This is a genomic window from Rhizobium album (assembly GCF_003122325.1).
Classification (GTDB): Bacteria; Pseudomonadota; Alphaproteobacteria; order Rhizobiales; family Rhizobiaceae; genus Metarhizobium; species Metarhizobium album.
On record NZ_QFBC01000018.1, the window covers coordinates 132,284 to 157,501 of the forward strand.

Genomic DNA, 25,218 nt, shown 5'->3' on the forward strand with positions numbered 1-25,218 from the left:
GGATCAACAGAAAGCACTGGCGATTTTCACGGGCAGGCGGGAGGACGGCTTCGATCCAGGCACCACGGCGGTGCTGGTACTTGCCGGCTATTCGTCTTCCTCATCCGCCTGGAAACCGAGGCCTTCTTCTTCCGAAATGGCTTTCTTCAGCAGGCCGGCATCTTCGAGCATCTCGATATCGGGCAGATCACGCAGGGAGGCAAAGCCGAAGGCAGCGAGAAAATGCGGGGTGGTCACGAAAGTATAGGGTGCGCCGGGGGTGGGGCTGCGCGGCCCCGAGGTAACGAACCCCGCCTGCCGCAGCGCGGCAATCGCATCACGACCGACTTCCTTGCCAAAAATCTTCGAAAGATCGTTGCGCGTCACCGGCTGGAAATAACCGATGGCCATCAGCACCGTTGCTTCATGCTGGGTGATGTTGCCGGGCGGTTTGGTCGGCGCCGTGGAAGCCCTGATCACGTCGGCATAAGCGAGCCGGGTCCGGTGCTGCCAGCCGCCGCCGACGGCGACAAGCTCGTAAGGCCGACCGCGCAATTCCTCGCCGATATCCTCGATGATGAGATCGATGTTGCAATCCTGCCCGACGATGCGCGTCAGCATTTCACGGGGGACCGGCGTCGCCGAGGCGAAGATCACCGCCTCCACCCGGTTCATCCACTCCCGCCATCGCCGCTCGGCGGGCAGGTGCGACAGCTCGGTATCGATGGCCGAGAGCCTTTCCGGACGCCGCGCCATGGTTCAAAGCCTGTTCAAAGGCGAAACCGCGCCAGCCGGTTGCGGGAAAAGCGGCACGAAGGCGCATGATGCTGAGGGGAGAATCGTCTTGCTCTTTTTCGGGCCGGTCATGATGCATGTTACCGAGGCAGCGACGTTGGTGCAATTGCTGCAAAGAATGGCGCCGTTTTCTCCACCGAGGAAGATTTTTCCGGGCCCTGATCACGTCGCGGCGGCTTTGACGAGATGGACGATAAGCCGCGTCGTACCCGGTCGATAGAATGCGCCCACACGAAGGTCGCCGAAAAGCAGATAGAAAGCGTAGATCCATCCGACGGCGCCGATGTCATGCCCTGCTGGCGATGACGGGCGGGAATCCTCCCGGGACCGTGCCGAAACCCACATAAGAGCCCCAGCATCTGAACGCAACCCGCCGACATGCGATCATGATAGCGACCTTGAGCAAGCTGGCGATACCTTGATCGATGCGGCGTTGTCGATGTTCCAGCCGCTCGTCGGTCGTGCTGACCTGCGCGCCAAAAGGCGACTTGAGGAAACGATCGCAGATGGTGCGGCTATCTCCGGCGAACACTTCGCCCTGAAGGCTGGACGTGCTCGGCGAGCTTAAAGCTTATTCCATCACCACTGACGCAAGCACGCTGACGCAGTCTCCCGGCTTGACAAGACCCGGGAAATGGCGGGCCGCCAGGATGCCATCCATCTTAGCCCTAACCTCCAGCGGTGCGCTACCGGTGCGGCCGATGGGATAGATACGGGCCACCACATCGCCGTTGCGTACCTGGTCACCAAGATCGTAAAGCGGTTCGATCAGTCCGCCATCCTCGGCAAAGGAGAAACAATTGCCGTCCGGCATGTCGAGCCAGGTGGTCTCCGCAACATTGACCGTTCCTTTCAGGATGCCCGCCGCCTTCAGCACATTCGCGACGCCTGCCTTGGCGATGCCGGCGCTTCTTGCCGTCGCCGTGCCGCCGCCGCCGAGTTCGGTGGTGATGAACACCTTGCCCATCTCTTCGGCCGCCGTGTCGTACATGCCGACCGCATCGATCTCCAGCATCTTCATCGACCAGGGCGCGCCGAAAGCGCTGACGAGGTCGAAGGCCTTTGCTTCCTGCGCCTTGTCGGGCAGGATGTGGGCGGCGCAGAAGGGCAGGAAATCCAAAGTCTTGCCGCCCGAATGGAAGTCGAGCACGATATCGGCGAGCGGCAGAAGCGTGCGCTGGAAATAGTCGGCGATCTTCTGGGTGACGGTTCCGTCGGGCGCGCCGGGAAAACTTCGGTTCATATTGCCCTTGTCGACCGGCGAGGTGCGCGTGCCGGCCAGGAAGGCCGGATAGTTCATCGCCGGAACGATGATGACACGGCCCGCCACCTCTTCCGCCTTCAGCCTGCGGGCGAGATCGAAGAGCGCGATCGGCCCTTCATATTCGTCGCCATGGTTGCCGCCGGTGAGAAGGGCCGTCGGCCCTTCGCCGTTTTTCACCGATGTGACCGGGATCATGATCGAACCCCAGGCGGAATCGTCCCGGCTGTAGGGCAGGCGCAGGAAACCGTGCTGCACGCCCTCAGTCGAAAAATCGACGGTCGGGTTGATGGGGGAAACACGCATGGCTCAATCCTTGACGAGAAGCTTGCGCGGCACGTCGGCCAGGCACTCGACGCCGGTCTCGGTGATGAGGATGCTTTCCGTCGTCTCGAAGCCCATGTCCTCGAGCCAGAGGCCGGTCATGAAATGGAAGGTCATGCCCGGCTTCAACTCCGTTTTGTCGCCGGGGCGCAGGCTCATGGTGCGCTCGCCCCAGTCCGGCGGGTAGGAGACGCCGATCGGATAACCCGTGCGGTTGTCCTTGACGATGCCGTATTTCTTGAGGATGCCGAAGAAGGCGTTGGCGATGTCCTCGCAGCTGTTGCCCGGTTTCGCCACGGCAAGGCCTGCCTCCATGCCCTCCAGCGTCGCCTTTTCGGCATCGATGAAGGCCTGAGTCGGCTTGCCGAGGAAAATGGTGCGCGACAGCGGCAGGTGATAGCGATTGTAGCAGCCGGCGATCTCGAAGAAGGTGCCTTCGCCGGATTTCATCGGCCGGTCGTCCCAGGTGAGATGCGGGGCGGAAGCCTCGACGCCGGAAGGAAGCAGCGGCACGATCGCCGGATAATCGCCGCCGATGCCGTCGACGCCGCGGGTGCCGGCATCGTAGATTTCCGCGACGAGATCACATTTGCGCATGCCGACCTCGATCTTGTCGAAGATGCGTTCGTGCATTTTTTCGACGATGCGGGCGGCATAGCGCATGTACCTGATTTCCGTCTCGCTTTTCACTGCGCGCTGCCAGTTGACGAGAGCGGTGGCATCGACGAAACGGGCATTCGGCAGGTGTTTCTGCAGCGAGGCGAAGGCGGCGGCGGAGAACCAGTAATTGTCCATCTCCACGCCGATGGTCAGCTTGTCGAGGCCGCGGTCCACAAGCTTGGCCGAAAGGTAATCCATCGGGTGGCGCTCGGTGGACTGCACATAGTGGTCCGGATAACCGATGATGTTTTCATGTTTGAGGTAGGCGGTGAATTTCGCACCATTGGCATCCTGTCCGCGACCATACCAGATCGGCTCGCCGGCCGGCGGCACGACGACGCACTGGTGCACGTAGAAGGACCAGCCGTCATAACCCGTCAGCCAGTTCATGTTCGACGGATCGCTCACGATCAGCACGTCGATGCCCTTGGCTTCCATGGCCCTCCGGGTCTTTTGAAGACGCGCTTCATATTCCGGAAGTGAGAACTTCAGGTTCGCTTGTTTCATCGGTTTTTCCTCTATACCCGGCGTAGAGCCGGTCTCAACTCGTAAAACTCGTGCCGGCACCCGTTGCTGCCGCACGGGCGGCGGCAAGCGTGGCTATGGCCGTGTCCTGGATGCCCGTGCCGGTCAGGTCCGCCACGGTGATCTGCTCGGGGCCGGTGCGGCCCGGTTTGCGCCCGGCGACGATCTCGCCGAGTTCGGGAAAGATCGTGTCCGCCGCCACGAGGCCCGCCTCGATGGCATGGTGCAATTCTCCAAGCCGCCGCGTCTGCCGGAGGCTGTCGGCGACATAGAGGCCGGCGCCGGTGATGACGGCGGGCTCGATCTCGTTCTTGTGCTCGGCATCCGAGCCCATGGCGGTGACATGCTGGCCGGGCCGCAGCCATTCGGCCCTCAACACCGGCGTTTCCGAAGGCGTGGTGGTGACGACGATATCGGCGCCATCGACGGCCGTGCGTCCATCCGCCGTGGCGTGCACGGGGAAACCGAGCCTTTTCGTCAGGTCGTCCGCCGCCGCTTCCGCCTTTGCCGCATCCCGCGCCCAGATGCGGGCTTGCCGGATGGGACGGACGAGCCTCAAGGCTTGCAGTTGCAGCCTCGCCTGCATGCCCGCCCCGAAGATCGCGGCGACGGAGGCGTCCTTGCGCGACAGATGCCTTGCGGCGACCGCGCCGGCGGCGGCCGTGCGCACGTCCGTCAGGTAACCGTTATCGAGCAGCACCGCCTGCACCAGGCCGGTCGTCGTCGAAAACAGCACCATCAGGCCGTTGGTGCTCGGCAGGCCGATCTTCGGATTGTCGAAGAAGCCGGGGCTGATCTTGATCGCGAAACCATCGAGGCCGGGTACATAGGCGGTCTTCACATCGACTTCGCCGCGATGCTCGGGAATGTCGAGCCGGAGGATCGGCGGCATGGCAACGGCCCTGGTGGCGAGCGCGTGAAAGGCGTCCTCGACGCAGGCGATCGCTTCGAGGTCGAGCGGAACGATGCGCCGCAATTCCGCTTCGGTGAGGATCCTCATTGTCGTCACGCCGCGTCCTCCCCGAACGGTTTGCCTTCACCATTGAGCACCTGCCGATGCAGGCCCATGTCCACGTTGCGGCCGGAGAGGATCACGGCCACCGGGCCGTCCAGCCGGCCGAGCCGGCCCGAAAGCAAGGCCGCGATGCCGACAGCGCCCGCCCCCTCGACCACCTCGCGTTCATGCGTGTAGGCGTGCCGCATGCCCGCCGCGATCTCGGCTTCGGACAGCAGGATCACGTCGTCGAGCAGGGCGCGGCACATCTGAAAGGTCACGGCATTGTCGAGCCCGATGCCGCCGCCGAGCGAATCGGCAAGGCTCGGCACTTCCTCGACCTGTACCGGCCGCCCGGCATCGAGGCTCGCCTTCATCGCCGCACCCCGTTCCATGGTGAGGCCAATGATACGCGCCTGCGGCAAACGCCCTTTCACTGCCGCCGCGACGCCGGCCGCCAACCCGCCGCCGGAAAGCGGCACGAGAACAGCCGCGACATCGGGCATGGCCGCGACGATCTCCAGACCCAGCGTGCCCTGTCCCGCCACGACGGCGGCATTGTCGAACGGCGGCACCATCACAAGGCCGTCTTCGGCGACCAGCCGGCCCACCTCGACTTGCGCCTCGTCCTGCGACCGGCCGACGATGCGGACATCGGCGCCGAGCCGGCGGATTTCCGACACCTTGTTGTCGGGCACCAGCCGCGACATGCAGATCGTCGCAACCGAACCTTCCGCCTTGGCGGCATAAGCGAGTGCCCGTCCGTGATTGCCCGTCGAGGCGGCGACGACGCCCCTTACCCGCTCTTCCGGTGACAACGACAGCACGGCATTGGTCGCGCCGCGCAGCTTGAAACTGCCGGTCGCCTGCTGGTGCTCGAGCTTGAGGCCGACAGGCACGCCGCAGCGTTCGGAAAGCGTTGCGGACATCACGAAGGGTGTATGCTGGACGCGGCCTTCGATACGGGCTGCAGCCTGTTCGATATCCGCCAGGGTTACGGGAAGCGCGGTCATCACTCCTCCCCCGGATAGGCGAGCGTCATCAGGCGGCCAAGGTCCGGCCGTTTTGCCTCATCGCCGCAGAGGCGCAGGCAGGCCCAGGCGGTGGCGAGGTTGCTGGTGACGACCGGCTTGCCGATGGCAGCTTCGATCCGCGCCGCAACGCCCGCCGCCCGCACGGCGGTGCACGAAATGAACAGGGCGTCGCTGTCGGGCGCCGTCGCCTCTCGTGCGAAGGCGACGATGTCTTCCGGGGAGATGCGCGCCATCTCGCGGTCGTCGGTGAGGCCGAGGCAGGTGAAGCGGGCGATATCGAAGCCGAGCCCCAGGAAATAGTCGGCCATCGGCTGGCTGGTTTCGATCGTGTATGGCGTCAGCACGGAAATGCGTTGCGCGCCGAAAGTCTTGAGGCCGGATACGGCCGCAGCCGTCGGCGTTACGACGGCGGCAGTCGGCTGGGCGGCCTTCACCGCAGCCATCACCGCGGCATCGCCGATCACCACCGAGGCGGAGGTGCAGGAATACATGACGACATCGAGCGGCTCGTCCGGCAGGATGAGCGCAGCACCCGCCGTCAGCGACGGCTGCATGGCTCGCAGGTTTTCAGGCGTCACCGGATTGGCATAAGGGATGCGGGTGGCATAGACGCCGATCTGCTCGTTTGCCACCATGCGCTGGAAATCCACTTCCGTCGTGTGGTCCGTCGCCAGGATGATCAGGCCGATGCGTTTTGCCAGCGGCCGCTCGTCCAGTTTTGGCGGGCGCGAGGCGAGGGTGAGATCAGATGTCGGCATCAGCGTTCCTCCACGCGGGCATACCGTTCTTCCAGCCAGCGCAGGAAGACGACGGAGATCAGGCTCATGATCAGGAAGAAGATCCCGACCAGCGTCATCGGCTCGATGTAGCGGTAACTGCTGTTGGCGACGCTTTTCGCCTGGTTCATCAGTTCGAGCACGGTGATGGCGGAGAGCAGCGGCGTCTCCTTGAACATGGCGATCAGATAATTGGCGAGCGCCGGGATCATCGGCGGGATCGCCTGCGGCAGGATGACGTGGATCCAGGCCTGCCGGCCGGTGAGGTTCGTCGCCTTCGCCGCCTCCCACTGGCCGCGCGGCACGTTCTCGATGCCGGCGCGGTAGACCTCCGCCGCATAGGTGCCGTAATGCAGACCGAGTCCGATGACGCCGGCCAGCAGCGCCGGCAGGCGGATTCCGATATCCGGCAGCACGTAGAAGATGAAGTAGAGCTGCACCAAAAGCGGCGTGCCGCGGATGAACTCGACGATGAAGCCGGTGACCTTGGCGATCGGCTTCGGCGCGGTCATGCGCAGGATCGCGAAGACGAGGCCGACGGCGGCGGCGACGGCGGCCCCGAGCACGGTCGCAAGGATGGTGATCTTCAAACCTTCGAGCAGGGTCGGCATGATCTGCCAGACGAAATTCCAGTCCCATTCCATCGTCAGGTCCTCACGCCGTCGAGGCCACGGGTGACGCGGCGTTCCAGCCAGCGCATGCCGGTGGATATGGCCAGCGCCATCAGGAAGTAGAGCACCAGGATGGTCGCGAAGGGGATCAGCGTGCTGCCGGTCTGGGCGCGCACCACCTGCGCCTGGAACGTCATGTCGGTGAGCGAGATGAGTGACACGACGGCGGTGCCCTTCAGGAGTTCGATGGCATTGTTGCCGAAGGTCGGCAGCATCAGCGGCAGAGCCTGCGGCAGGATGACATGGCGCATCGCCTGTCCGCGGGTCAGGTTGAGCGCGATGCAGGCCTCGCGCTGTTCCCGCCCGATCGCCTTGACGGCGCCGCGCACCACCTCCGCCCCGTAGGCCCCGACGTTCAGCCCAAGCGCCAGCACGCCCGCCTGCAGCGGCGAGAGCGTGACGCCCGCGAAGGGCAGCACGAAATAGACCCAGAAGAGTTGCACGAAGATCGACGTGCCGCGGAAGAACTCGATATAGGTGGTGGCAAGCGCCCGGACCGCCATGAAGCGGCTGACGCGGCCGAGCCCGGCGACGAACGCCATGATGACGGCAAGCACCGAGCCCATCACGGTGAGCTCAAGCGTCACGAGCGCGCCTTGCAGGATCAGCCCTATGTAGCCGGACCAGTCGGTCATGGTGTGTTCCACATTAACGTCAACGAAGCGGCGCCCCTCATCCGCCTGCCGGCACCTTCTCCCCGCAAGCGGGGAGAAGGCAGAACAGGAACCGGCTTCCCGCCCACCGACGCACTCGATGATGGGAAAGCCTGGCCGCCAGCCCCTTCTCCCCGTTTACGGGGAGAAGGTCGCGGCAGCGGGATGAGGGGCAAATCCGCCAACCTTATTGCGCCGCGCAAAGCTTTTCGCGGCTCGTCGACATGGCGGCGGCGGCGGAGAAGCCGTAGGGCTCGATGATCTTGGCAAAGTCGCCCGACTGCTTCATCTTGGCAAGTTCGACGTCGAAGGCATCGCGTAGCGCCTCGTCGCCCTTGCGGAAGGCCGCGCCGTCGCAATAGACCGGCGCGCCGACGACCGGGGCAACCACTTCGATATTCGGGTCGCTCGCCTTGGAGACGAGATCGTTGATCGACAGAACCGGCAGCGAATAGACGTCGATGCGGCCGTCCTGCAGCATCTTCAGGCCGCTCTGGCCATCCGGCACGACGATGACGCGGTCACGCGGCACGCCGGCTTCGAGCGCCAGCTTTTCTTCCGTACCGCCGCCCGGCGCACCGATTTTCGCGTCCGGATTGTCGGCGATGTCCTTGTAGCTCTGCAGCTTCAGGGGATTGCCCTTCTTCAGCGCAAAGGCTTCCGCATCGCAAAGGATCGGCTCGGAATAGACCACGGCGGCGCAACGCTCCGGCTTCATGAACAGGCCGGCGGTGATGACGTCGTGGCGGCCGGCCTGAAGGCCGGGGATCATCGCGCCATATTCGGAAATCGAGGCGACGATGTCGGCAACGCCGAGGCGCTTGAAGACTTCGCGGGCGACATCGGGTGCGGCACCCGACACCTTGCCGTCGGCTGCAACCGCGGTGAACGGCGGTTCGTTGGCGATGGCGACGCGGGCAAAACCCTGCGCCTTCAATTCCTCCAGCTTGCCGTCATCGGCGAAAGCGGGTGTGGCGACGACGACGGCCATCAACGCGCTTGCGCCGGCGGCCATGGTCAAAAACGTCCTCATGCTCATTGTTGCGAACTCCTCTGGCTGTTTTTGGTTGTTATGTAGGCCCTTGTTTCCTGGCGGCGGACGCCGCTCAGACGCGGTGCCCCGCCGCGATGATCTTGCGCAGGAAGGTTTGCGTGCGTTCCTGCCTGGGATTGCGGAAAATCTCGTCCGGCTTGCCTTCCTCGACGATCCTGCCGCGATCGAAAAACAGGATGCGGTCGGCAAAGTCATGGGCGAAACCCATTTCGTGGGTGACGAGCAGCATGGTCATGTCGGTCTCGGCGGCGAGCTTGCGCATGACGTTCAGCACCTCCTCGACCAGTTCCGGGTCGAGCGCCGAGGTCACCTCGTCGAAGAGCATGATCTTCGGCGAGAGCGCCAGGGCGCGGGCGATGGCAACGCGCTGCTTCTGTCCGCCGGACAATTGTGCGGGCATGCTTTTCGCCTTGTCGGCCAAACCCACCATGTCGAGAAGCTCCATCGCCCGCTTCTGTGCCTCCGCCTTCGGCACGCCCTTGGTCAGCATCGGGGCGAGCGTGACATTGTCGAGCACGCATTTGTGCGGGAACAGATTGAAGTGCTGGAAGACCATGCCGATCTTCTCGCGCATCCTGTGCAAGTGGCGGTCGTCGGCCGGCGCAAGTCCGCCGTTCTTCGGCATGTGATAGAGCTGGTCGCCGTCGACCTCGATGTGACCGCCGCTGATCGTCTCCAGTGTCATCAGAATGCGCAGGATCGTCGTCTTGCCGGATCCGGAAGGGCCGATGAGCGCCAGCTTTTCACCCGGCAGCACCTCCATCGACAACCCGTCGAGCACGGTCAAGGGACCGTAGCGCTTGGTGATGGTGTCGATGCGGATGATCGGCGCTGCCATGCATGCCTCTCCCTGTTGAGACAAGTGATGGCCTAACGATGCGCGCCGCTCAAAATCATGTCAATCTAAATAATAATATCAGTACAATTATTCTTCGGACGCCTCGTTAACAGGCAATCGTCTCAAATCGCGAGCAGCAGCGCCTCCGGGTTTCCGCTCGCCAGCGAGGCAAGAATGCCGAGCCCCGTGCGCAATTCCTGTTCGGTGGTCGAGCCCAGCGAAATGCGCACCGCCGGATGCCAGCCCTGCTCGGCCGTGCGGAAGGACGAACCCGGCGCGATGCCGACGCCGCGCAGCCGCGCCTGCGATACGAACCCCTCTTCCGTGTGTCCTTCCGGCAAGGGCAGCCAGACATGCAGGCTCTGCGGATGGGCGTGATAGGGAAGGCCGGCAAAGGCCTCCTCGGCAATGGCATGGCGAACGGCGAGCGCCCGGCGCTGCCAGTGGACGAGCTCCATCGCCGTGCCGTCGCTGACCCAGCGCGTGGCGATCTCGGCAATCGACGGCGTCGCCATCCAGTTGGAGACGAGGTGGCGGTTGGCGACGGCGGCGACATAGCGGTCGGGCGCCGTCAGATAGCCGATGCGCAGGCCCGGCACGGTGATCTTGGTGAAGCTGGTGACGTAGAGCGTGCGCTCCGGCGCGTAGGCGGCAATCGGCGGCGCCCTGCCTTCCACCAGCGGCCCGAGCACGTCGTTCTCGATGATCGCGATATCGTGGCGCCGCGCCACGTCGGCCAGCGCCTGCCGGCGTTCGCCGCTCATCAGCGTTGCAGTCGGGTTGATCACCGAGGGCTGCAGGAAGACGGCGCGGATCACGCCCTTGCGACAGGCCTCGTCCAGCGCCTCGGGGATCATGCCGTCGCGATCGATCGGCAGGCCTTCGAGATGCAGCCCGAGATAGGTGGACAGCGGCACGAGCGTGTGATGGCTGATCGCTTCCGTCGCGACCGTCGCGCCGGGCGGGGCGACGCTCATCAGCGCGACCGTCATGCCCGACGTCGCGCCGTTGGTGAGATTGATGTTGAGCGGCGAGACGTCGAGGCCGCAGCGCGCCAGCCACTCCGCCGCCACCGCCCGGTGGCGCGGAAACACCATGTTCGGCCGGAACGACAGCGCCGAACTCGACGGCAGGTTTTCCGCAAGCCAGCCGAAGGCCTCGCGCATGCGCTCCAGGTGCAGCTGCTCGCAGACCGGCTTCAGGATCGAAAGATCCACCAGCTCGCCAAGTCGCTCGGGCAGATAAGGCGGCTCCGGTTCCTTCGGCCGCGTCTGCACGAAGGAACCCCGGCCGATTTCGCCGGAAATAAGCCCGCGGCGGATCAGTTCGTCATAGGCCCGGCTGACGGTCTGCACGGACAGGTTCAGGTCGTCTGCGAGCTTGCGATGCGGCAACAGGCGCGTGCCGTTGGGCAACAATCCGTCCTGGATGGCGCGGGCGATCTGCTCGGCGAGGGAAAGATAGGCCGGCCGGCGCAATTGGGATATATCGGGTCGCCAATTTGTCATGATTTTACATTGCGAAAATTCAGGTCAATTGACAACGTCAAAATGCCTTTCCATTGTGTTTTTCCTCGCTTTGACATGATATCCGCCCGGAGGACGCGCCTCGTGAAACTCGACGCCATAGACCTGCGCATCCTGAACGCGATCCAGGAGAACGGCCGCATCACCAAGCTGGCGCTGGCGGAAAAGGCAGGCCTTTCCCCCACGCCCTGCTGGCTGCGCCTGCACAAGCTGGAAAAAGCCGGCATCGTCACCGGCTATCACGCCCGCATCGCCGTGCGGCGGCTGGCGCCCGTCACCGGCGTGATGATGGAGGTGACGCTGGCCAACCACCGGCAGGCGGATTTCGACCGTTTCGAGCGCGCCGTCGCCTCGACGCCGGAAATCGTTGCCTGCTGGTCGGTCGGCGGCGGCGTCGATTACATCCTGAAGATCATGGCGATCGATATCGACGCATACCAGCGCCTCGTCGACAGCCTTCTGGAACGCGAACTCGGCATCGACCGCTATTTCACCTACATCATCACCAAGACGGTGAAGGAGGAGACGGTGCTGCCGCTTGCGACACTGCTCCCCGCGCTCGACTAGGCAGATTGTCTACGGTCGCCCGCACCTTTGGCCAAAGTCTCTGCCGCCCGTCCCGGCAATGGACAATCTGTCTGCCGGCCTGTGCCAGACTTCTGCGCACACAGCCAGAGGAGGCCGCCATGACCGCCCTATTCGCCCGGACGACTTTTCACGATGCGCTCGCCCGCCTCAATGACCCTCATCTCCTTCGCGAACTCGCCTATGTCGGTGGCCGCTGGGTGGCGGGCAACGATGGCGCCAGCTTCAAGGTGACGGACCCCGCCTCTTCGGCAACGCTCGCCTGGGTCGCGACCCTCGACGCTGGACAGACCTCCGAGGCCATCGCCGCCGCAAGCGACGCTTTCCCCGCCTGGCGCGATCGGTTGCCGCAGCAGCGCGCCGCCATCCTGCGCAAGTGGTACGAGTTGATGCTGGAGGCACGCGAAGACCTCGCCCTGCTGATGACGCTGGAACAGGGCAAGCCGCTCGCCGAATCCCGCGGCGAGATCGATTATGCCGCTTCCTTTATCGAGTGGTATGCCGAGGAAGGGAAACGCCTCAATGCGGAGAGCGTCACCAGCCACCTGCCCGGCGCGGAGATGATCGTTCGCCGTGAAGCGCTTGGCGTCGCCGGTATCGTGACGCCGTGGAATTTCCCCTCCGCCATGATCACCCGCAAGGCCGCCGCAGCCCTTGCCGCCGGCTGCACCGTCGTTGCCCATCCGTCCAGCGAGACGCCGCTATCGGCGCTCGCGCTTGCCGAACTCGGCGAACGGGCCGGCCTACCCGCCGGTGTCTTCAATGTGGTGACCGGCGATGCCGCAACCATCGTCGGCCGCCTGAACGCCGATCCGCGCGTACGCGCCTTGAGTTTTACCGGCTCGACGGAGATCGGCAAGCTGATCGCCGGCCAGTGTGCGCCGACCATGAAGCGGCTGGTGATGGAGCTTGGCGGCCATGCTCCGCTCATCGTCTTCGCCGACGCCGATATAAAAAAGGCCGTCGACATCGCCATCGACGCCAAATTCGCGACATCGGGCCAGGATTGCCTCGCCGCCAACCGCATCTATGTCGAACGCCCCGTGCTTGCCGCCTTCACCGAGGCCTTCAGGACGCGCATCGCGGCATTGAAGGTCGGAAACGGGCTTGAAGCGGATGTCGAGATTGGGCCGCTGATGCATGAGCGCGCCGTCGCCAAGGTGGAAGAACAGGTCGCCGATGCGCTGCAGCACGGCGCAAGACTGCTGACCGGCGGCAAGCGCCACAAGACCGGCCCGCTGTTTTACCAGCCGACGCTGCTGACCGACGTTTCGGACGCAGCGCTGATCATGCGCGAGGAAACCTTCGGCCCGGTCGCCGCCGTCACGGCTTTCGACAGCGAGGCGGAGGTGATCGCCCGCGCCAACGACACCCAATACGGCCTTGTCGCCTATGTCGTCACCGAAAACGGCGCCCGCCAGATGCGCCTTGCCCGCGCATTGGAATACGGCATGATGGCCGTCAACCGCGTGAAAATCACCGGCGGCCCGATCCCCTTTGGCGGCTGGAAACAATCCGGCATCGGACGCGAAGGCTCACGCCATGGCATGGAAGCCTTCACCGAGCTGAAATATCTCTGCATCGACACGGCCGCCTGATCCCGGCGCCAAGCATTGCCCCGTTTCGTCGGACAGGTCTTCGGGTCCGGGACGAAAGTTTTTGCCTCCGGAGATCTTGTTGCCGGGCGCACTGATCGTCGCAAAAGAAGCCGGTCGACCCCGTTGGCGCTATTTTTCAAGTGCCGTTCGGCGCCGCTAGCTTTCGATATTCATTGTGACGATCTGGTGTACGAGCCGGTCAACTGCCGCGAGGGTCATGGCAGGATCGGGAAAGACCCGGTTCGATTCTTCAGACCGCTGGTTGGCGGCAGGGAGGCCCGAAATCCCGCCATCGTGGCCGGAAATTGCGGTCAATGGGGATCTCCCTGTGCCTCCGGCGAATCCGGCGAGAGTGGCTACCGGCGACGCGGCCGGGAAACCCCCCGGCGTTTCGAGGATCGTGTCCTTCGTCATGCCTTCTCCTGTCGTGTTGCGATCATCAGAAAGCCGGCATTCGCGGCGCGACGCGTTTCCAGTGTCGAAAAGCCGGCGTCCCGCGCCCATTGCTCAAGGGTCGAAGGCTCGTCGAAACGCATGCTTTCCGCCATCTTTCGCGAGAAACGAACGATCTTCTCGCGGAACTCCGGTGGGGAGGTGATCAGCGCCAGCTTGCCGCCCGGCTTCAGCACGCGGGCCATTTCCGCAAGGCTTTTCTGCGGATCGGGGAAAAAGAAGAAGGCGTTGAGGCAGTAGACCTTGTCGATCGAACAGGTTTCGACCGGCAAATCGCCGGCATCGGCTTGTGACACCGCCAATCTCCGGGCGCGGATCGCTTCGGCATTGAGGCGCGACGCATTGCGGACCATATCGGCGCTGTGATCGACGGCGATCGCCGTGCAGCCGCTGGCGAGCAGCCGCCGCATGAAGACGCCACCACCACATCCCACTTCAAGAACGACGTCTCGTGGGGTCGGCGGCAAACGATCGAGCGCCAGGTCGAAGCCCGGCTTATGGCCAAGCGGAAAACGGTAGAACAGATAGCCGAGCAGGCCGCTCGGTCGCCGCGCAATGCGGTCGACAAAGCCTCCGGACAGAAAAGGCATGGGATTTTCCTTGAGTTGTGATTGTGCCTATGCAGTTGCCGCGCGGCGTGACATCCGCGATACGCCGAAGGCGACGATGAGCAGCGCAGCCGCGGCGCCACCAAAGGTCATTGCATAACCGGATTGCCCGGCAATCCACACGACCAGCCCGGCGATGACCATTTCGCCGAGCACATTGGCGCTCTGCAACACGGTGATGTCGGTTCCCGCCTGGTTGCCGCCGGCCCCGAACGCCATGAGGATGGTCGCGGCCGAGACGGCGATGATGCCGCTTGCGATCGAGAGCAGCGAGATGGCGAGAACGACGTTGACCCAGGATGCCGCAAGCATGCCGCCGGCGATCAGTCCCCAGAACAGGAAGGCGGTTGCAGCAAGCAGCATGCCGATCGACATCGCCCGCCAGCGGCTGGCGATGGTGAGGTAGCTTCCGAGCGGGCAGCCGAGGATCAGCATGACCAAACCGCTGATCGTCGAGATTGTGCCGGTCCCGCTGTTCGACCAGCCGAGATCGACCAGGAATATCTTGCTGACGCTCAAGCCGCCGGCATGCGCGCCACCGTAGATGAAGGCGAGGATCAGCAGCGTCCAGATGCCTTGCCGCCGGAACGTCGATATCAGCCGGGCCGGGGTGTCGCCCGGAGCGGACTTCACGCGCGGGGGCTCGCGCCATGCCAGGGCAATGAGAACCGTTGCGGCCGGGAAGAGCGCCAACACCAGGAAGGTGCCCATCTGCCCGAGGGGATCGGCCATCAGCAGCGTTCCGCCGCCGCCGACCATGAAGCCGGCCATCATGCCGCCGATCTGCAGCGCGTTCGCATAGGCCAGGCCGCTGCCGGTCAGCTGTTCGGCGGCAAGGCCGTCGGTCGCCGTATCCTGCGTCGCGCTGGCGATGGCGCCGACGGCCAGCATCAGCACGGCGATCCAGATATTCGGGCCGCTCAAGGGTAGAAACGCGGTGACAGACAGCGTCAAGGCCAACACCGCCTGCATCGGAATGATCCAGGACCGCCTGCGTCCCAGCCTCGGCCCCCAGCGGTTGTCCACCATGGGAGCCCAGAACAGTTTCAGGATCCAGGGGAGACCCGCGAGCGGCACCAGCGCGATCATTTCCAGCGGCACGCCGTTCTGCCGCATCAAAACCGGCAGGGCCTCCATAGAAAGGCCCATCGGCAGACCCTGGGTAAAATAGAGTACGCCGAGCAGTATGAGAAGTCTTGCCCGGCCTGTCGCAGCGGTGGCCGGCGTGCTTGCAGCGGCAAGGGACATGTCTGTCATGGCGTTACCATTTCTTCGTCAGGGTGATGCCGACCGTGCGGCCGGGAGCGGCGACGCCCATGTCCGTTCCGCTGTAGCTGAAGTAATTCTTGAGATAGCGTTCGTCGGTGAGGTTTTTCGCCCACAACGTCGCGCTCAGCCCGTTCTTTTCGAGGCCGATATGGGCATCGACGAGGTGCGTCGGGTCCTGCCGATAGGCATTGTTCGCGGTGAAGGCATAAGAACTGCGGAAAGTGTACTCGAGGCCCGCCGTCAATTTCAGTTCGTTATTCAACTCGCTTTCCCAGCGCAGGCCGGCGCTGAAGCTGTGACGGGGCGAGAAGGGCAGGGGATTGCCTGTATAGTCCTGGCCCATGACGGTATCGACGAAATCGTCATAGACGGCATGCGTGTAGCCGTAACCGGCGCGCAGGCCGAGCTCTTCCGTCAGCTGCGCAGTGCCCTCGATCTCGAACCCCTTCGAGGTGGCCGCGGCCGCGTTCCTGTAGACGCGGGTAAAGGGCGATGTGTAGATGACGGCCTGCTGGTCCTTCCAGTCGATATAGAACAGCGACGCCGCCAGCGTGAAGCGGCCATCCCCGGAGGTCAGCTTGGTTCCCAGCTCGTAGGACGTCGTCGTTTCCGGATCGTAGCTGTTGGCGGAGCCGTCGTCCTCGATATAGGGGCTGATGCCGCCCGACTTGAAGCCGCGGCTGATCTTGCCGAAGGCAATGTTGCCCTCTGAGAGATGATAGGTGGCGGACACTTCCGGCGAGATGTTGGAGAAGTCGACGTCGCCTTCCGCCCGGCCCGGATAACCGAACATGAATGTGCCGCTCGGGCTCGATATCTCGCTGCTGGTGGATTTGCGCTCGTAGGTATAACGGGCGCCGGCAGCAAGCTCCAGTTCCGGCGTCACGAAATACCCGACCTCGCCGAAAGCCGAAAACGTGTCCGACGACTGTTCGAAGACATCGCGGCTCCAGACAGTGCGGTCGAGCGCGGCGAAATCGAAATATTGCGTGCCGTCGAATTTTTCATGCATGTAGAACAGGCCGCCGGTCCAGCGCCACGGGCCGTCGCCATTCGAAGAAAAGCGCAGGTCCTGGCTGAACTGTCGCTGCTTTTCGACCTGCGCCTGGCCGATATCCGGAGACGCGGTAAAATCGCCGTCGAGATACTGGCGCATGTCATGGCCGCGGATGGCGGTGATCGAGGTGACGTCGAAACTCTCGAAACTATGGTCGAGACGGACCGAGAGACCGCCGCTGTCGACGCTGTTCTCAGGCTTGAAATCATGGAATGACCTGAAATCGAAGGCATCGGCGACCGGCGCATACCAGAGGCCGCCATCGTCGCGGTTGCGGGCATAGTCGCCGATGATTTTGAGGCGGGTGCCGTCGCCGACCTCGCCGGTGACGACGAACCGGCCGTTGAAGTTGTCCGTGTCGCTGACATCGCTGCCGAGATTGTCGATATAGCCATTTGCCCCGCTCCAGGACGCGCTGCCACGCACGGCAAAACCGGTGTCGCCGATCGGCGTCTCGTAGGCGGCCTTGAAGCGCCGGTCCATGTCGGTGCCGAGCGTCGCCGAGATCTCGCCGGAGGCGACATCGCCGGGCTCGCGCGAAATCAGGTTCACCGCGCCGCCGATCGTGTTCTTGCCGTAAAGCGTCGCCTGTGACCCGCGGACGATTTCCAGCCGCTCCAGGTCTTCGAGGAGAACGGGATAGCCGAGCGGGCGTGCCAGGAACACGTCATCGAGGAAAAGCCCGACGGCCGGCTGGCGATCGACGCCGCCGGAGATGCCGAGCGAGGTGACGCCGCGGATGGTCAGCGGGCCGCCCTGGCCGTTGAACAACACGTTCGGGCTGCGGAAGGCAGCGTCCTCCAGCGTGGTGATCTTGCCCTTGGCGATATCATCGAGCGGGATGGCGGTCACGGCAACCGGCGCATCCTGGATTTTTTCCTCGCGGCGGCGTGCGGTAACCGTGATCGTTTTCAGCACCGTTGCTTCGCTTCCCCCGTCGTCAGAGATAACGGTGTCCTGCCCGTAGACCGGCAGCACCGGCGATAGAACGGCGCTTGCGGTCAGAAAGCTGGTGGCGAACAGGCGGCGGGCGCGGCGAATATTCATGACTGCGATCCTCATCTTTTTGAGGTTATTTGCATGACATAAGCGGTTGGGGACAATGCTCGCGCCGTTCGCATTCCGGTCAAAGACGTTTGCAAAACGGGCGAACTGCGGTCAGGAGCGTTTGCCGGTCGCCTGTGTCGGGGAAATACCGAAACGCCGACGGAATTCCGTGGCAAAATGCTGCGGCTGGTAGCCGACGTAGCGCGCGACATTGGTGACCGAGGTCTCGCCCGCTTCCAGCATCTGCCGCGCCGCGTCGAGCCGGCTCGTCTTGACGAAGGCATAGACGGGTTGGCCGAAAAGCGCGTTGAAGCCTGCCCCCAGCTTCTTGGCATTGGTGCCGACGCGGCGGGCGAGTTCCGTGACGCTCGGCGGATCGGCCAGTTCGGCAAGCAGGATCGACCGGGCCTCATGGAAGCATTCGAGTTCGCGGGGCGACCACGCCCCATGCTTCTCGGCGCCGGCCTTCTTTTCCTCGATCGTCGAATTGATCACATGCGCAACGATCTCCATCGCCTTGCCGGTGATGAACAGCCGCCGGGCGGCACCGCTCATGCGGCAGCCGAGCATCTGCCAGGCGATCGTTCGCGCCAGGTCCGGAAACAGGCCTTCGCGATGAAGCCGGCTTCTTGACAGCAGGGAGCTAGCCTCCGCCCCCAGGATCGGTTCGGCCAGAGGCGTCTCCACCTGCATGAAAACCGCCGAAACTGAACCATCATGCAACGACGTATGCCGCGTATGGATTTCCTCGTGCGCCGAAAAGACGGCGGTGCCGCCGCTGGTCCACGTTCGCTCGCCCAACTGGCTCTGGTGGACCGCGATGTTGCCCTCCAGCAATGTGCCAAACCAATAACCAGGCGCGGTAACGCTGTCCCAGATGCTGTCCTTGCGAACAAGCGATGTCTCGAGAAAGATATTGAGGCCGGCGGAACGGATCACTTCCAAGGTTTACGCTCCCGAAATGCCTGCGGCGGCCCGGCCAATGGGCGTGCTGGAACGATCGGCAGTCGCGGGCAAAGCATGGTCGTCTCTTTTGAAAGGTGTCAACAGTCAGGTGTCGATCGATATCATAATACTTGATTTTAATAGTCAAGAAATATCCATCACTCCGCCCCTAGTCACCTGAATCTGAAGTTCGGCTCATTGTTTTCTGGCAGAAGGGCTTGACCGATGTGAGGATTTCGTCGTCGGATTTGACCCATCTGTAGGGTTTGGGGTTCTGGTTGTGGGTGCCGATGAGGGCGATGATGTCGGCCTCCAGATCGGCAGTGGAGCGGTGGACACCGCGTTGCAATTGCTTACGGGTCAGTTCCGCGGACCAGCGCTCCACCTGGTTGATCCAACTCGCCGAGGTGGGTGTGAAGTGAACATGCCAATGCTGGCGGCGCGCCAGCCAGGCTTTGATCTTCGGGGTTTTATGCGTGGCGTCGTTGTCCATGACGATGTGCATGTCGGGGCCCTTGGGCATTTCCTTTGAAGCCCCTCTGCACAGAGCAGGATCATCCGGCACCGGTCGGACAGCGAGCGCGCTGCCTTGTGCCGTCGAACCTGAGCCTCGAGAAAGACGCGCTCCTCGGTGCTCAGAACCACCTCTTCCGCCACCCGGCCCACCATATCATCCTCCAACTCATTTGGATCAATGATACGAATTACAGTTCCGGGTGACTGGGGTCAGGACCCATTGATTTGAATTGATGGCTATGATTCAGACGGGCGAGCAGGAGCCTGACTGATGAGTAATTTGTTTTGGCTGACGGTCGAGCAAATGGCCCGTCTTCAGCCCTATTTTCCCAAGAGCCATGGTCGCCAGCGCATTGATGATCGACGCGTTCTGAGCGGCATCATCTTCGTCAACCGCAACGGGCTCAGGTGTCGCCCGATCAGTTTCTTCATAACGGCAGGTCAGGTCAGCGATTATATCGGTGCCGCTGCCTTGCGTTGGGTGTGCCTTCTGAGTGGTTATCCTGCAAGATTGCTTCATATTTGCGTACCATGTACGCAAAATAAAATACCGGTATTGACCTTTATGAGATTAACTAGATAAATCGACTCATGTTTTATGGCGTCCGGAGGCGATCAGGACAATGTGGGCGGATTGACATGGACGACAGTTTTTTCAGGACGACACTTGCAGGGACTGCGATCGGTCTGGCCGATGTGAGGAGCAGCGTTTCCGCCGCCTGCGCGGTAAGCTGCTGTGGACGCCGAGCGAGATTGACGGTTTGAAGATCCTCTTCCATGTCGATCCTATCGCCACGAAAAGCCCGATCGAAGGCTCGAAAATGGCTGGCCGTGCGATCGTAGACGTCGCTGCCGGTTATGAGTTCGACAGCAATACCTTCGGGAAACTCCTGTTGGACGCCTTCGTCGATCGCTACATCACCTTCAAGCAGGCCGGTTCCACGCTTGATCTTGCAGCGGTCGGCCGCCCCCGCACCTTCGGCGTTTCGCTGACAACGAGTTCTATGATATCGTGACGAAACCATCATCATCTCCGGAGACCCCGGATATTGCCGACGCCGTGTTCCAGACCGAGAGCGTCGGCGGCGCTCTCGGTGGCAATGTCCTGGCGATTATCTGGCAGTTGATCGCCAGATACAGGGCGCGGATGTGGCTGGCGATCCTGTTTGGCACACTGTCGGCGCTGACCACCATCCTGCCAGCAGTCGGTGCCGGCTTCATGGTCGGGGCCTTGCTCGACGGAGACCGAGTGACAGCGGCCCTCTGGGCCGGGTCGATGATCGTCGGCGCGGCGCTAATGATCGTGCTGTTCACTATCTCGACCTCGATATCGCACCTGATCGCCGCCGATGTTCAGGCAGATCAGCGGCAGATCATCGGCGACAAGCTGAAACGTGTGCCGCTCGGCTTTTTCACACGGTTCTCGGCCATGGACCTGCGCCGCGTACTCATTGACGACGTCGAGAAACTGGAAGACGGCGTCGCGCACCTGATTCCCGAAATCACCGCGGCCTATGTCGGCCCCGTGGCCCTGCTCGTGATCATGGCCGCCGTCGACTGGCGCATGGCGCTTGCGGCGCTCGTCCCGACGGTGCTCGGCTTCATTTTCATGATGATCGTTATGCGTGACGGCGTCGAAGTGACGAACCGCTATCACAAGCTCCAGGCCAACATCGCCACGACCATGGGCGAGGTCGTCAAGGTCATTCCCGTCGTCAAAACCTACGACAATTCCGGATCGGCGCTTATCCGGGCGCACCAGGCTATCGCCGACTTCCAGGATCTGATCACCGACTGGATCGACCGTGCCGTCGTGCCGGCCAACTGGTTCTTCCTGTTCGCAACCTCGAACCTGCTGGTGCTGACGCCGCTCAGCATCTACCTCCTCGATATCGACGGAACCGACCTGCCGACCGTCACCTTCTTCCACCTGGCGGCCATGTCGCTCGCCCTTCTGATCGCCGGCCTGTTTGGCATCTCCAACCGGACCCGCCAGCAAGAAGGCGTCATCGCTCGCTGGCAAAGCCTGATGGCCTATCCGGAACAGGAGGTGGCGACGACCGGCGACGGGCCTGACGGCAGCGATATCGTCTTCTCGAACGTCTCGTTCCGGTATGATCGCGCCCTGGTGCTCGACGACGTATCTTTCGACGTCAAGGCGGGGACTTCGCTGGCGCTGGTCGGTCCGAGCGGCTCCGGCAAGACCACGATCGGCAGGCTGCTGGCGCGCTTCTGGGATGTCGGCGACGGCAAGATCACTATCGGCGGCCGCGACATCAGGGCCATTCCGCCGCACAGGCTCGCGGAAAGCCTGTCCTTCGTCTTCCAGGACATTTTCCTGTTCTCCCGTTCGGTGCGCGACAACATCCTGATCGGAAGGCCGGATGCGACGGAAGAGGAGCTTTTGCAGGCTGCCCGCGCCGCGCGGGTGGACGAATTCGTCAGCCGGTTGCCGAAGGGATACGACACGGTGGTCGATGGCAGCCTCAGCCTGTCGGTGGGGCAAAAGCAGCGTATCTCCATCGCCCGCGCGCTGCTGCGCAATGCGCCGATCCTCGTCCTCGACGAGGCCACCGCCTATAACGACCCGGAGAACGAGCGTGAACTGCAAGGGGCGATCGCTGCCCTGACGGCGGGCAAGACGCTGATCGTCATCGCTCACCGCCTTTCGACAATCCGGCACTGCGACAACATCATTTTCCTCGACAGCGGCCGCATCCGCGAAGAGGGCACGCATGCGCAACTCCTTGCACTGGACGGTGGTTATGCCGCGCAGTGGCGCACGCACATGGCGGCCCGCGAATTCAGCCTCAGAAACCGCCAAGCCGGCGGAGACGCATCATGAAACAGATCGACCGACTGATTCAAACTGCATTGCCCCCGACCGCACGGAAAGAATACCGGCTGGTCCTGATCCTTCGTATGCTGGAGGGAGTGATTGTCGCGGCGACATCGACGGCGGCATTCTTGCTGATCACCCGGCCTGCCTCGGCAAGGGGCGGCTGGACGCCGGTCATCATTTGCATCGTCCTGTTTGCCCTGTTCCTGGCGCTGCGTTATTTTCTCGCCGCCATAGCCATGAAGCGCGGCCATGGCGTTACCTATGCTGCGACGATGGCCTTGCGCACACGCATTCTCGACCACCTCGTTCGCCTGCCTCTCGGCAGCTTCCGCAAGCTGCATCCGGGCAAGGTGGCGCATACGCTGTCCGAGGACATGACGTGGATCGAGTATTACGGCAGTCATTCGCATTCGGCATCGCTCGCCGAGCGAGCTACCCTTGCCGCCCTGCTTGCCGCCGTCGCGGTCATCCATTGGCCAATGGCGCTGGCCGCGGTGCTGACCTGGGCGGCGGGGCTCCTGGCCCTGTACCGGCTCAAGCGCTCGATCGACCGCGGCCTGCGCTTCCGTTCCGACGGCCTTGCCGAGGCATCGCGCCATATGATGGAGTATGCCGAGGGCATCCAGGTCGTCAGGGCCTTCGGCAGCACGGACGCGGCCGAGCGTGACTACGGCAAGTGGGTCGCGATCATGCGGGACGGTTTCCGCAAGGCCGTGACCCGCAATGCGCCGATGTCGACGCTGGCCAATGGCCTGGCGACGGTTGCCGTCGGTATTGGTGCATTGGCAGGCGTGTTGAGCTTGCCGGATGGCGCGGAAAACATTTGGCGGATCGTTGCCGCCACCGGCCTGCTCACCGCCACCGTCATTCCCGCCAAGGCGATGATCACCCACACGCTGGTGCTGTCGCTCGCGGCGATCAGCGGCCAGAACGTCGAGCAGATCGAAGCGGTTCCGGCACTCGCCGACAGCGGCGACAGGCAGCCGGCGCCCGGCGAGATCCGCTTCGAGGCTGTGAATTTTTCCTACGACGGCGGCCCCAATATCCTCAAAGATATTAGCTTCACGGCCAAGCCGGGCACGATGACGGCCATCATCGGCCGAAGCGGCGCGGGAAAGACGACACTGGTCAATCTGCTGCTCAGGTTCTGGGATTATCAAGGCGGCCGGATCACGCTGAACGGCGAGGTGATCACCTCCTACGGCATGCGCGACTACATGAATTGTTTCGCTGTGGTGTTCCAGGAAACGACGCTGTTTCGCGATACTATCGCCAACAACATTCGTATCGGCAATCCTGCGGCGACCCACAAACAGATCATCGAGGCGGCGAAGGCCGCCCAAATCCACGAGACCATCATCGCACTGCCGGATGGATACGAGACCGTCGTCGGCCATGGTGGCTCAACGCTCTCCGGCGGCGAGCGCCAGCGGCTGACAATCGCCCGGGCGCTGCTGAAGAATGCCGACATTGTCATCCTCGACGAAGCAACCTCGGCACTCGATCCGGAAAACGAACGGGAAATCCAGCTCGCCTTCGAAGCGCTTGCCCGTGACAGGACCGTCTTCATCATCGCCCACCGCCTCTCCACGATCGTCGAGGCAGACAACATCCTCGTTCTCGACGAGGGCGCCATCGTTGAGCAGGGCCGGCACGCCGATCTGATCGACAAGCCGGGAATCTATCGCGAACTCTGGGATGCCTATCGTCATACAGCGTCCTGGACGCTCTGATAGCGGATTTTCCGGCGCGTTCAGTATGCCGCTTGGCGCTTCGCCTCAGCACATGTTGCGTCAGGGGCTCAGGTTCTGAAGAAGTCGGCGAATGTTTCTTTGGAACGGGTCCGAGGAGCCTTGCTCGCCGGCGGCGGCCATCAGGTTGCGGGCGATCGCCGGAAAATTCTGCAAAAACTCCGGCTCCGGTTTCTGAGCCAGCGCAAGCCGCCGCTGGGCGCCGTCGATGACGAGGACTTCGCCATATGTATAGTGCAACAACATGTTGAACATGCGCCACGCATCCCCTCCCGCGAACTTCAACGCTTCAAGGGCGAGCATGATCCGTTCCACGAGCGGAAAAATGCGCCGGCTGCCGATGTTGCCGTCGACAAGGTAGCGAACAACCCAGGGATCCGCCCGGAAGGCGCGATAGATCGTCGAAAAGATGTCGACGATCTCTTCGACGGGGTCGTCCTTCTGGGGCGGGTGGACCACGCGTTCGCCCACGAGTTCGATCATTCCTCTCAGCATATCATCCCGATCGACGACGTGCCGATAGAGAGACATGGTGCCTGATCCCAGGTCGTCGGCGACGAGGCGCATGGTCAATGCGTCGAGCCCATGACTGCGCGCCACGTTCATGCCTGCTTCCAATATGCGACTACGAGTCAGCCGCCCGGCACGACGTTTTCGGGGACGATCGAGCGGATCGTTCAAAACACTTTGCCTCTCCATTCTCTGAATCCGCTAAGGGCAGGGCAACTCCATTAAATCGCGATCGGGATTTCACGCAACCTCATTCGATTTCCTCTTGTGAATCGATACTGCACCGGATCACCACAGAAGCCTTGGATTGAGCGCTCGTCCTGACCGAAGTGAACGAGTTCGCCGAACGCCGACCCAGCCTCTTTCAGGTGAAGAGCGACGCTTCTCATGACGATTACTTCCAACGTGGTGCACTGGCTGGCGACAGGTTTGACTGCCAGAGCGGCGGACCGCGAAGCCACGGCTCGACGTCGGGATCATGGCGCCGCGTTTATAGCGGGCGCTGACGAGCTGGAAGAACAGATTGCCGGCACCCTGGACGACGGGCAGGCAGCCAATCTCGTCGACGATCGGTAGGCTCGCCCCGTGAAAGAAGCGGATGCGTTTCTGCGGCCTGCCTTCGCGTTCGCCCCGGGCGAAGCCAGGGAGCGTCTTGATCGTCGCAAACCCGAACCGGCACTGCTCTCAACCCTTGCGGAGGCTTGCGAAAAGAGGGAGGATCGGCATGGAGACCGCAGAGGTTCGGGCACGTGGCGCGATCGGCAACAAGGTCCCGATCGCACGGATCAATCCGGGAAGCGCAACCAGCTCCTTCCCTGAAAGAAGCCGCGAAACTCCAACCTCCGCTGGTCCAGAAACCTGGGGAGGATCACTTCCCGATAGCCATGCGTGTGCGCCTTGGGTCGGTTCGGCTAGCTGTTTCATTGAGGGAAATCCCTCATTTTGCT

22 protein-coding genes and 4 pseudogenes are annotated in these 25,218 nt (G+C 63.0%); 7 read left to right on the forward strand and 19 right to left on the reverse strand.

From position 1 onward, the window contains the following. Positions 1-87: 87 nt before the first annotated feature. From scpB to ehuR, 11 genes are all read right to left on the reverse strand, one after another. The gene (scpB, locus tag DEM27_RS27680) at positions 88-735 is read right to left on the reverse strand and encodes an SMC-Scp complex subunit ScpB (protein ID WP_109461485.1); all 648 of its coding nucleotides are present in this window, start codon (positions 733-735) and stop codon (positions 88-90) included. Between the two features lie 610 nt (positions 736-1,345). Continuing rightward, positions 1,346-2,341: a N(2)-acetyl-L-2,4-diaminobutanoate deacetylase DoeB gene (doeB, locus tag DEM27_RS27690; protein WP_109461487.1), complete on the reverse strand. Its 996-nt coding sequence runs from the start codon at positions 2,339-2,341 to the stop codon at positions 1,346-1,348. Positions 2,342-2,344: 3 nt separating this feature from the next. After that, the gene (gene doeA / locus DEM27_RS27695; RefSeq protein WP_109461488.1) at positions 2,345-3,526 is read right to left on the reverse strand and encodes an ectoine hydrolase DoeA; all 1,182 of its coding nucleotides are present in this window, start codon (positions 3,524-3,526) and stop codon (positions 2,345-2,347) included. A 34-nt stretch (positions 3,527-3,560) separates the two neighbouring features. Then, positions 3,561-4,553, reverse strand: coding sequence for an ectoine utilization protein EutC (gene eutC, locus DEM27_RS27700; protein ID WP_109461489.1), 993 nt, complete (start codon positions 4,551-4,553; stop codon positions 3,561-3,563). Beyond that, complete coding sequence (gene eutB / locus DEM27_RS27705) at positions 4,550-5,554, reverse strand: hydroxyectoine utilization dehydratase EutB (protein ID WP_109461490.1); 1,005 nt, start codon at positions 5,552-5,554, stop codon at positions 4,550-4,552. The genes eutC and eutB overlap by 4 nt, the downstream gene beginning before the upstream one ends. Next, positions 5,551-6,330: an ectoine utilization protein EutA gene (eutA, locus tag DEM27_RS27710; protein ID WP_109461491.1), complete on the reverse strand. Its 780-nt coding sequence runs from the start codon at positions 6,328-6,330 to the stop codon at positions 5,551-5,553. The genes eutB and eutA overlap by 4 nt, the downstream gene beginning before the upstream one ends. Next, a complete protein-coding gene (gene ehuD, locus DEM27_RS27715; protein ID WP_109461492.1) occupies positions 6,330-6,992 on the reverse strand; it encodes an ectoine/hydroxyectoine ABC transporter permease subunit EhuD in 663 nt (220 codons plus the stop codon). The genes eutA and ehuD overlap by 1 nt, the downstream gene beginning before the upstream one ends. Positions 6,993-6,994: 2 nt before the next feature. Next, positions 6,995-7,654 carry an ectoine/hydroxyectoine ABC transporter permease subunit EhuC gene (ehuC, locus tag DEM27_RS27720; protein ID WP_109461493.1) on the reverse strand — a complete coding sequence of 220 codons (660 nt, stop codon included), beginning with the start codon at positions 7,652-7,654 and terminating at the stop codon, positions 6,995-6,997. Positions 7,655-7,859: 205 nt separating this feature from the next. Next, positions 7,860-8,705, reverse strand: a complete 846-nt coding sequence (gene ehuB, locus DEM27_RS27725) for an ectoine/hydroxyectoine ABC transporter substrate-binding protein EhuB (protein ID WP_165823640.1) — start codon at positions 8,703-8,705, stop codon at positions 7,860-7,862. Between the two features lie 73 nt (positions 8,706-8,778). Next, positions 8,779-9,564, reverse strand: coding sequence for an ectoine/hydroxyectoine ABC transporter ATP-binding protein EhuA (gene ehuA / locus DEM27_RS27730; RefSeq protein WP_109461495.1), 786 nt, complete (start codon positions 9,562-9,564; stop codon positions 8,779-8,781). A 122-nt stretch (positions 9,565-9,686) separates the two neighbouring features. Continuing rightward, on the reverse strand, positions 9,687-11,072 hold the full coding sequence (gene ehuR / locus DEM27_RS27735) for a MocR-like ectoine utilization transcription factor EhuR (RefSeq protein WP_109461496.1): 1,386 nt from the start codon (positions 11,070-11,072) through the stop codon (positions 9,687-9,689). Positions 11,073-11,174: 102 nt separating this feature from the next. On the opposite strand from ehuR, the gene DEM27_RS27740 reads away from it, so the two are divergent. Further along, complete coding sequence (locus DEM27_RS27740; protein WP_109461497.1) at positions 11,175-11,657, forward strand: Lrp/AsnC family transcriptional regulator; 483 nt, start codon at positions 11,175-11,177, stop codon at positions 11,655-11,657. A gap of 119 nt (positions 11,658-11,776) precedes the next feature. Beyond that, the gene (locus DEM27_RS27745) at positions 11,777-13,273 is read left to right on the forward strand and encodes an NAD-dependent succinate-semialdehyde dehydrogenase (RefSeq protein WP_109461498.1); all 1,497 of its coding nucleotides are present in this window, start codon (positions 11,777-11,779) and stop codon (positions 13,271-13,273) included. A gap of 156 nt (positions 13,274-13,429) precedes the next feature. On the opposite strand, the gene DEM27_RS34205 is transcribed toward DEM27_RS27745, so the two are convergent. The 6 genes and pseudogenes from DEM27_RS34205 to DEM27_RS27770 form a co-directional block, all read right to left on the reverse strand. Further along, a complete protein-coding gene (locus DEM27_RS34205) occupies positions 13,430-13,687 on the reverse strand; it encodes a hypothetical protein (protein ID WP_165823636.1) in 258 nt (85 codons plus the stop codon). After that, positions 13,684-14,316, reverse strand: a complete 633-nt coding sequence (locus DEM27_RS27750; RefSeq protein ID WP_109461499.1) for a class I SAM-dependent methyltransferase — start codon at positions 14,314-14,316, stop codon at positions 13,684-13,686. The genes DEM27_RS34205 and DEM27_RS27750 overlap by 4 nt, the downstream gene beginning before the upstream one ends. A gap of 27 nt (positions 14,317-14,343) precedes the next feature. Beyond that, positions 14,344-15,591 carry an MFS transporter gene (locus DEM27_RS27755; protein ID WP_109461500.1) on the reverse strand — a complete coding sequence of 416 codons (1,248 nt, stop codon included), beginning with the start codon at positions 15,589-15,591 and terminating at the stop codon, positions 14,344-14,346. A gap of 4 nt (positions 15,592-15,595) precedes the next feature. Further along, positions 15,596-17,707: a TonB-dependent receptor gene (locus DEM27_RS27760; protein WP_165823638.1), complete on the reverse strand. Its 2,112-nt coding sequence runs from the start codon at positions 17,705-17,707 to the stop codon at positions 15,596-15,598. A gap of 111 nt (positions 17,708-17,818) precedes the next feature. Next, complete coding sequence (locus DEM27_RS27765; protein ID WP_245446169.1) at positions 17,819-18,646, reverse strand: helix-turn-helix transcriptional regulator; 828 nt, start codon at positions 18,644-18,646, stop codon at positions 17,819-17,821. 175 nt (positions 18,647-18,821) lie between these two features. Further along, positions 18,822-19,166: pseudogene (locus DEM27_RS27770) on the reverse strand (transposase); the annotation flags it as partial. A gap of 273 nt (positions 19,167-19,439) precedes the next feature. On the opposite strand from DEM27_RS27770, the pseudogene DEM27_RS27775 reads away from it, so the two are divergent. The 4 genes and pseudogenes from DEM27_RS27775 to DEM27_RS27790 form a co-directional block, all read left to right on the forward strand. After that, positions 19,440-19,577: pseudogene (locus DEM27_RS27775) on the forward strand (transposase); the annotation flags it as partial. Positions 19,578-19,929: 352 nt separating this feature from the next. Beyond that, complete coding sequence (locus DEM27_RS27780; protein ID WP_109461503.1) at positions 19,930-20,184, forward strand: hypothetical protein; 255 nt, start codon at positions 19,930-19,932, stop codon at positions 20,182-20,184. Next, positions 20,181-22,013 carry an ABC transporter ATP-binding protein gene (locus DEM27_RS27785; protein WP_128755577.1) on the forward strand — a complete coding sequence of 611 codons (1,833 nt, stop codon included), beginning with the start codon at positions 20,181-20,183 and terminating at the stop codon, positions 22,011-22,013. Before DEM27_RS27780 ends, DEM27_RS27785 begins: the two co-directional genes overlap by 4 nt. Continuing rightward, positions 22,010-23,743 carry an ABC transporter ATP-binding protein gene (locus tag DEM27_RS27790; RefSeq protein WP_109461505.1) on the forward strand — a complete coding sequence of 578 codons (1,734 nt, stop codon included), beginning with the start codon at positions 22,010-22,012 and terminating at the stop codon, positions 23,741-23,743. Before DEM27_RS27785 ends, DEM27_RS27790 begins: the two co-directional genes overlap by 4 nt. A gap of 60 nt (positions 23,744-23,803) precedes the next feature. Here the strand turns inward: DEM27_RS27790 and DEM27_RS27795 are convergent, their stop codons facing one another. Together DEM27_RS27795 and DEM27_RS35355 are read right to left on the reverse strand one after the other, a co-directional pair. Next, positions 23,804-24,460, reverse strand: a complete 657-nt coding sequence (locus DEM27_RS27795; protein ID WP_109461506.1) for a TetR/AcrR family transcriptional regulator — start codon at positions 24,458-24,460, stop codon at positions 23,804-23,806. A gap of 261 nt (positions 24,461-24,721) precedes the next feature. Beyond that, positions 24,722-24,904: pseudogene (locus tag DEM27_RS35355) on the reverse strand (ATP-binding protein); the annotation flags it as partial. Between the two features lie 54 nt (positions 24,905-24,958). Between DEM27_RS35355 and DEM27_RS35300 the strand changes: the two are divergent. After that, positions 24,959-25,088 (forward strand): annotated as a pseudogene (locus DEM27_RS35300) (IS3 family transposase); the annotation flags it as partial. Between the last annotated feature and the right edge of the window lie 130 nt (positions 25,089-25,218).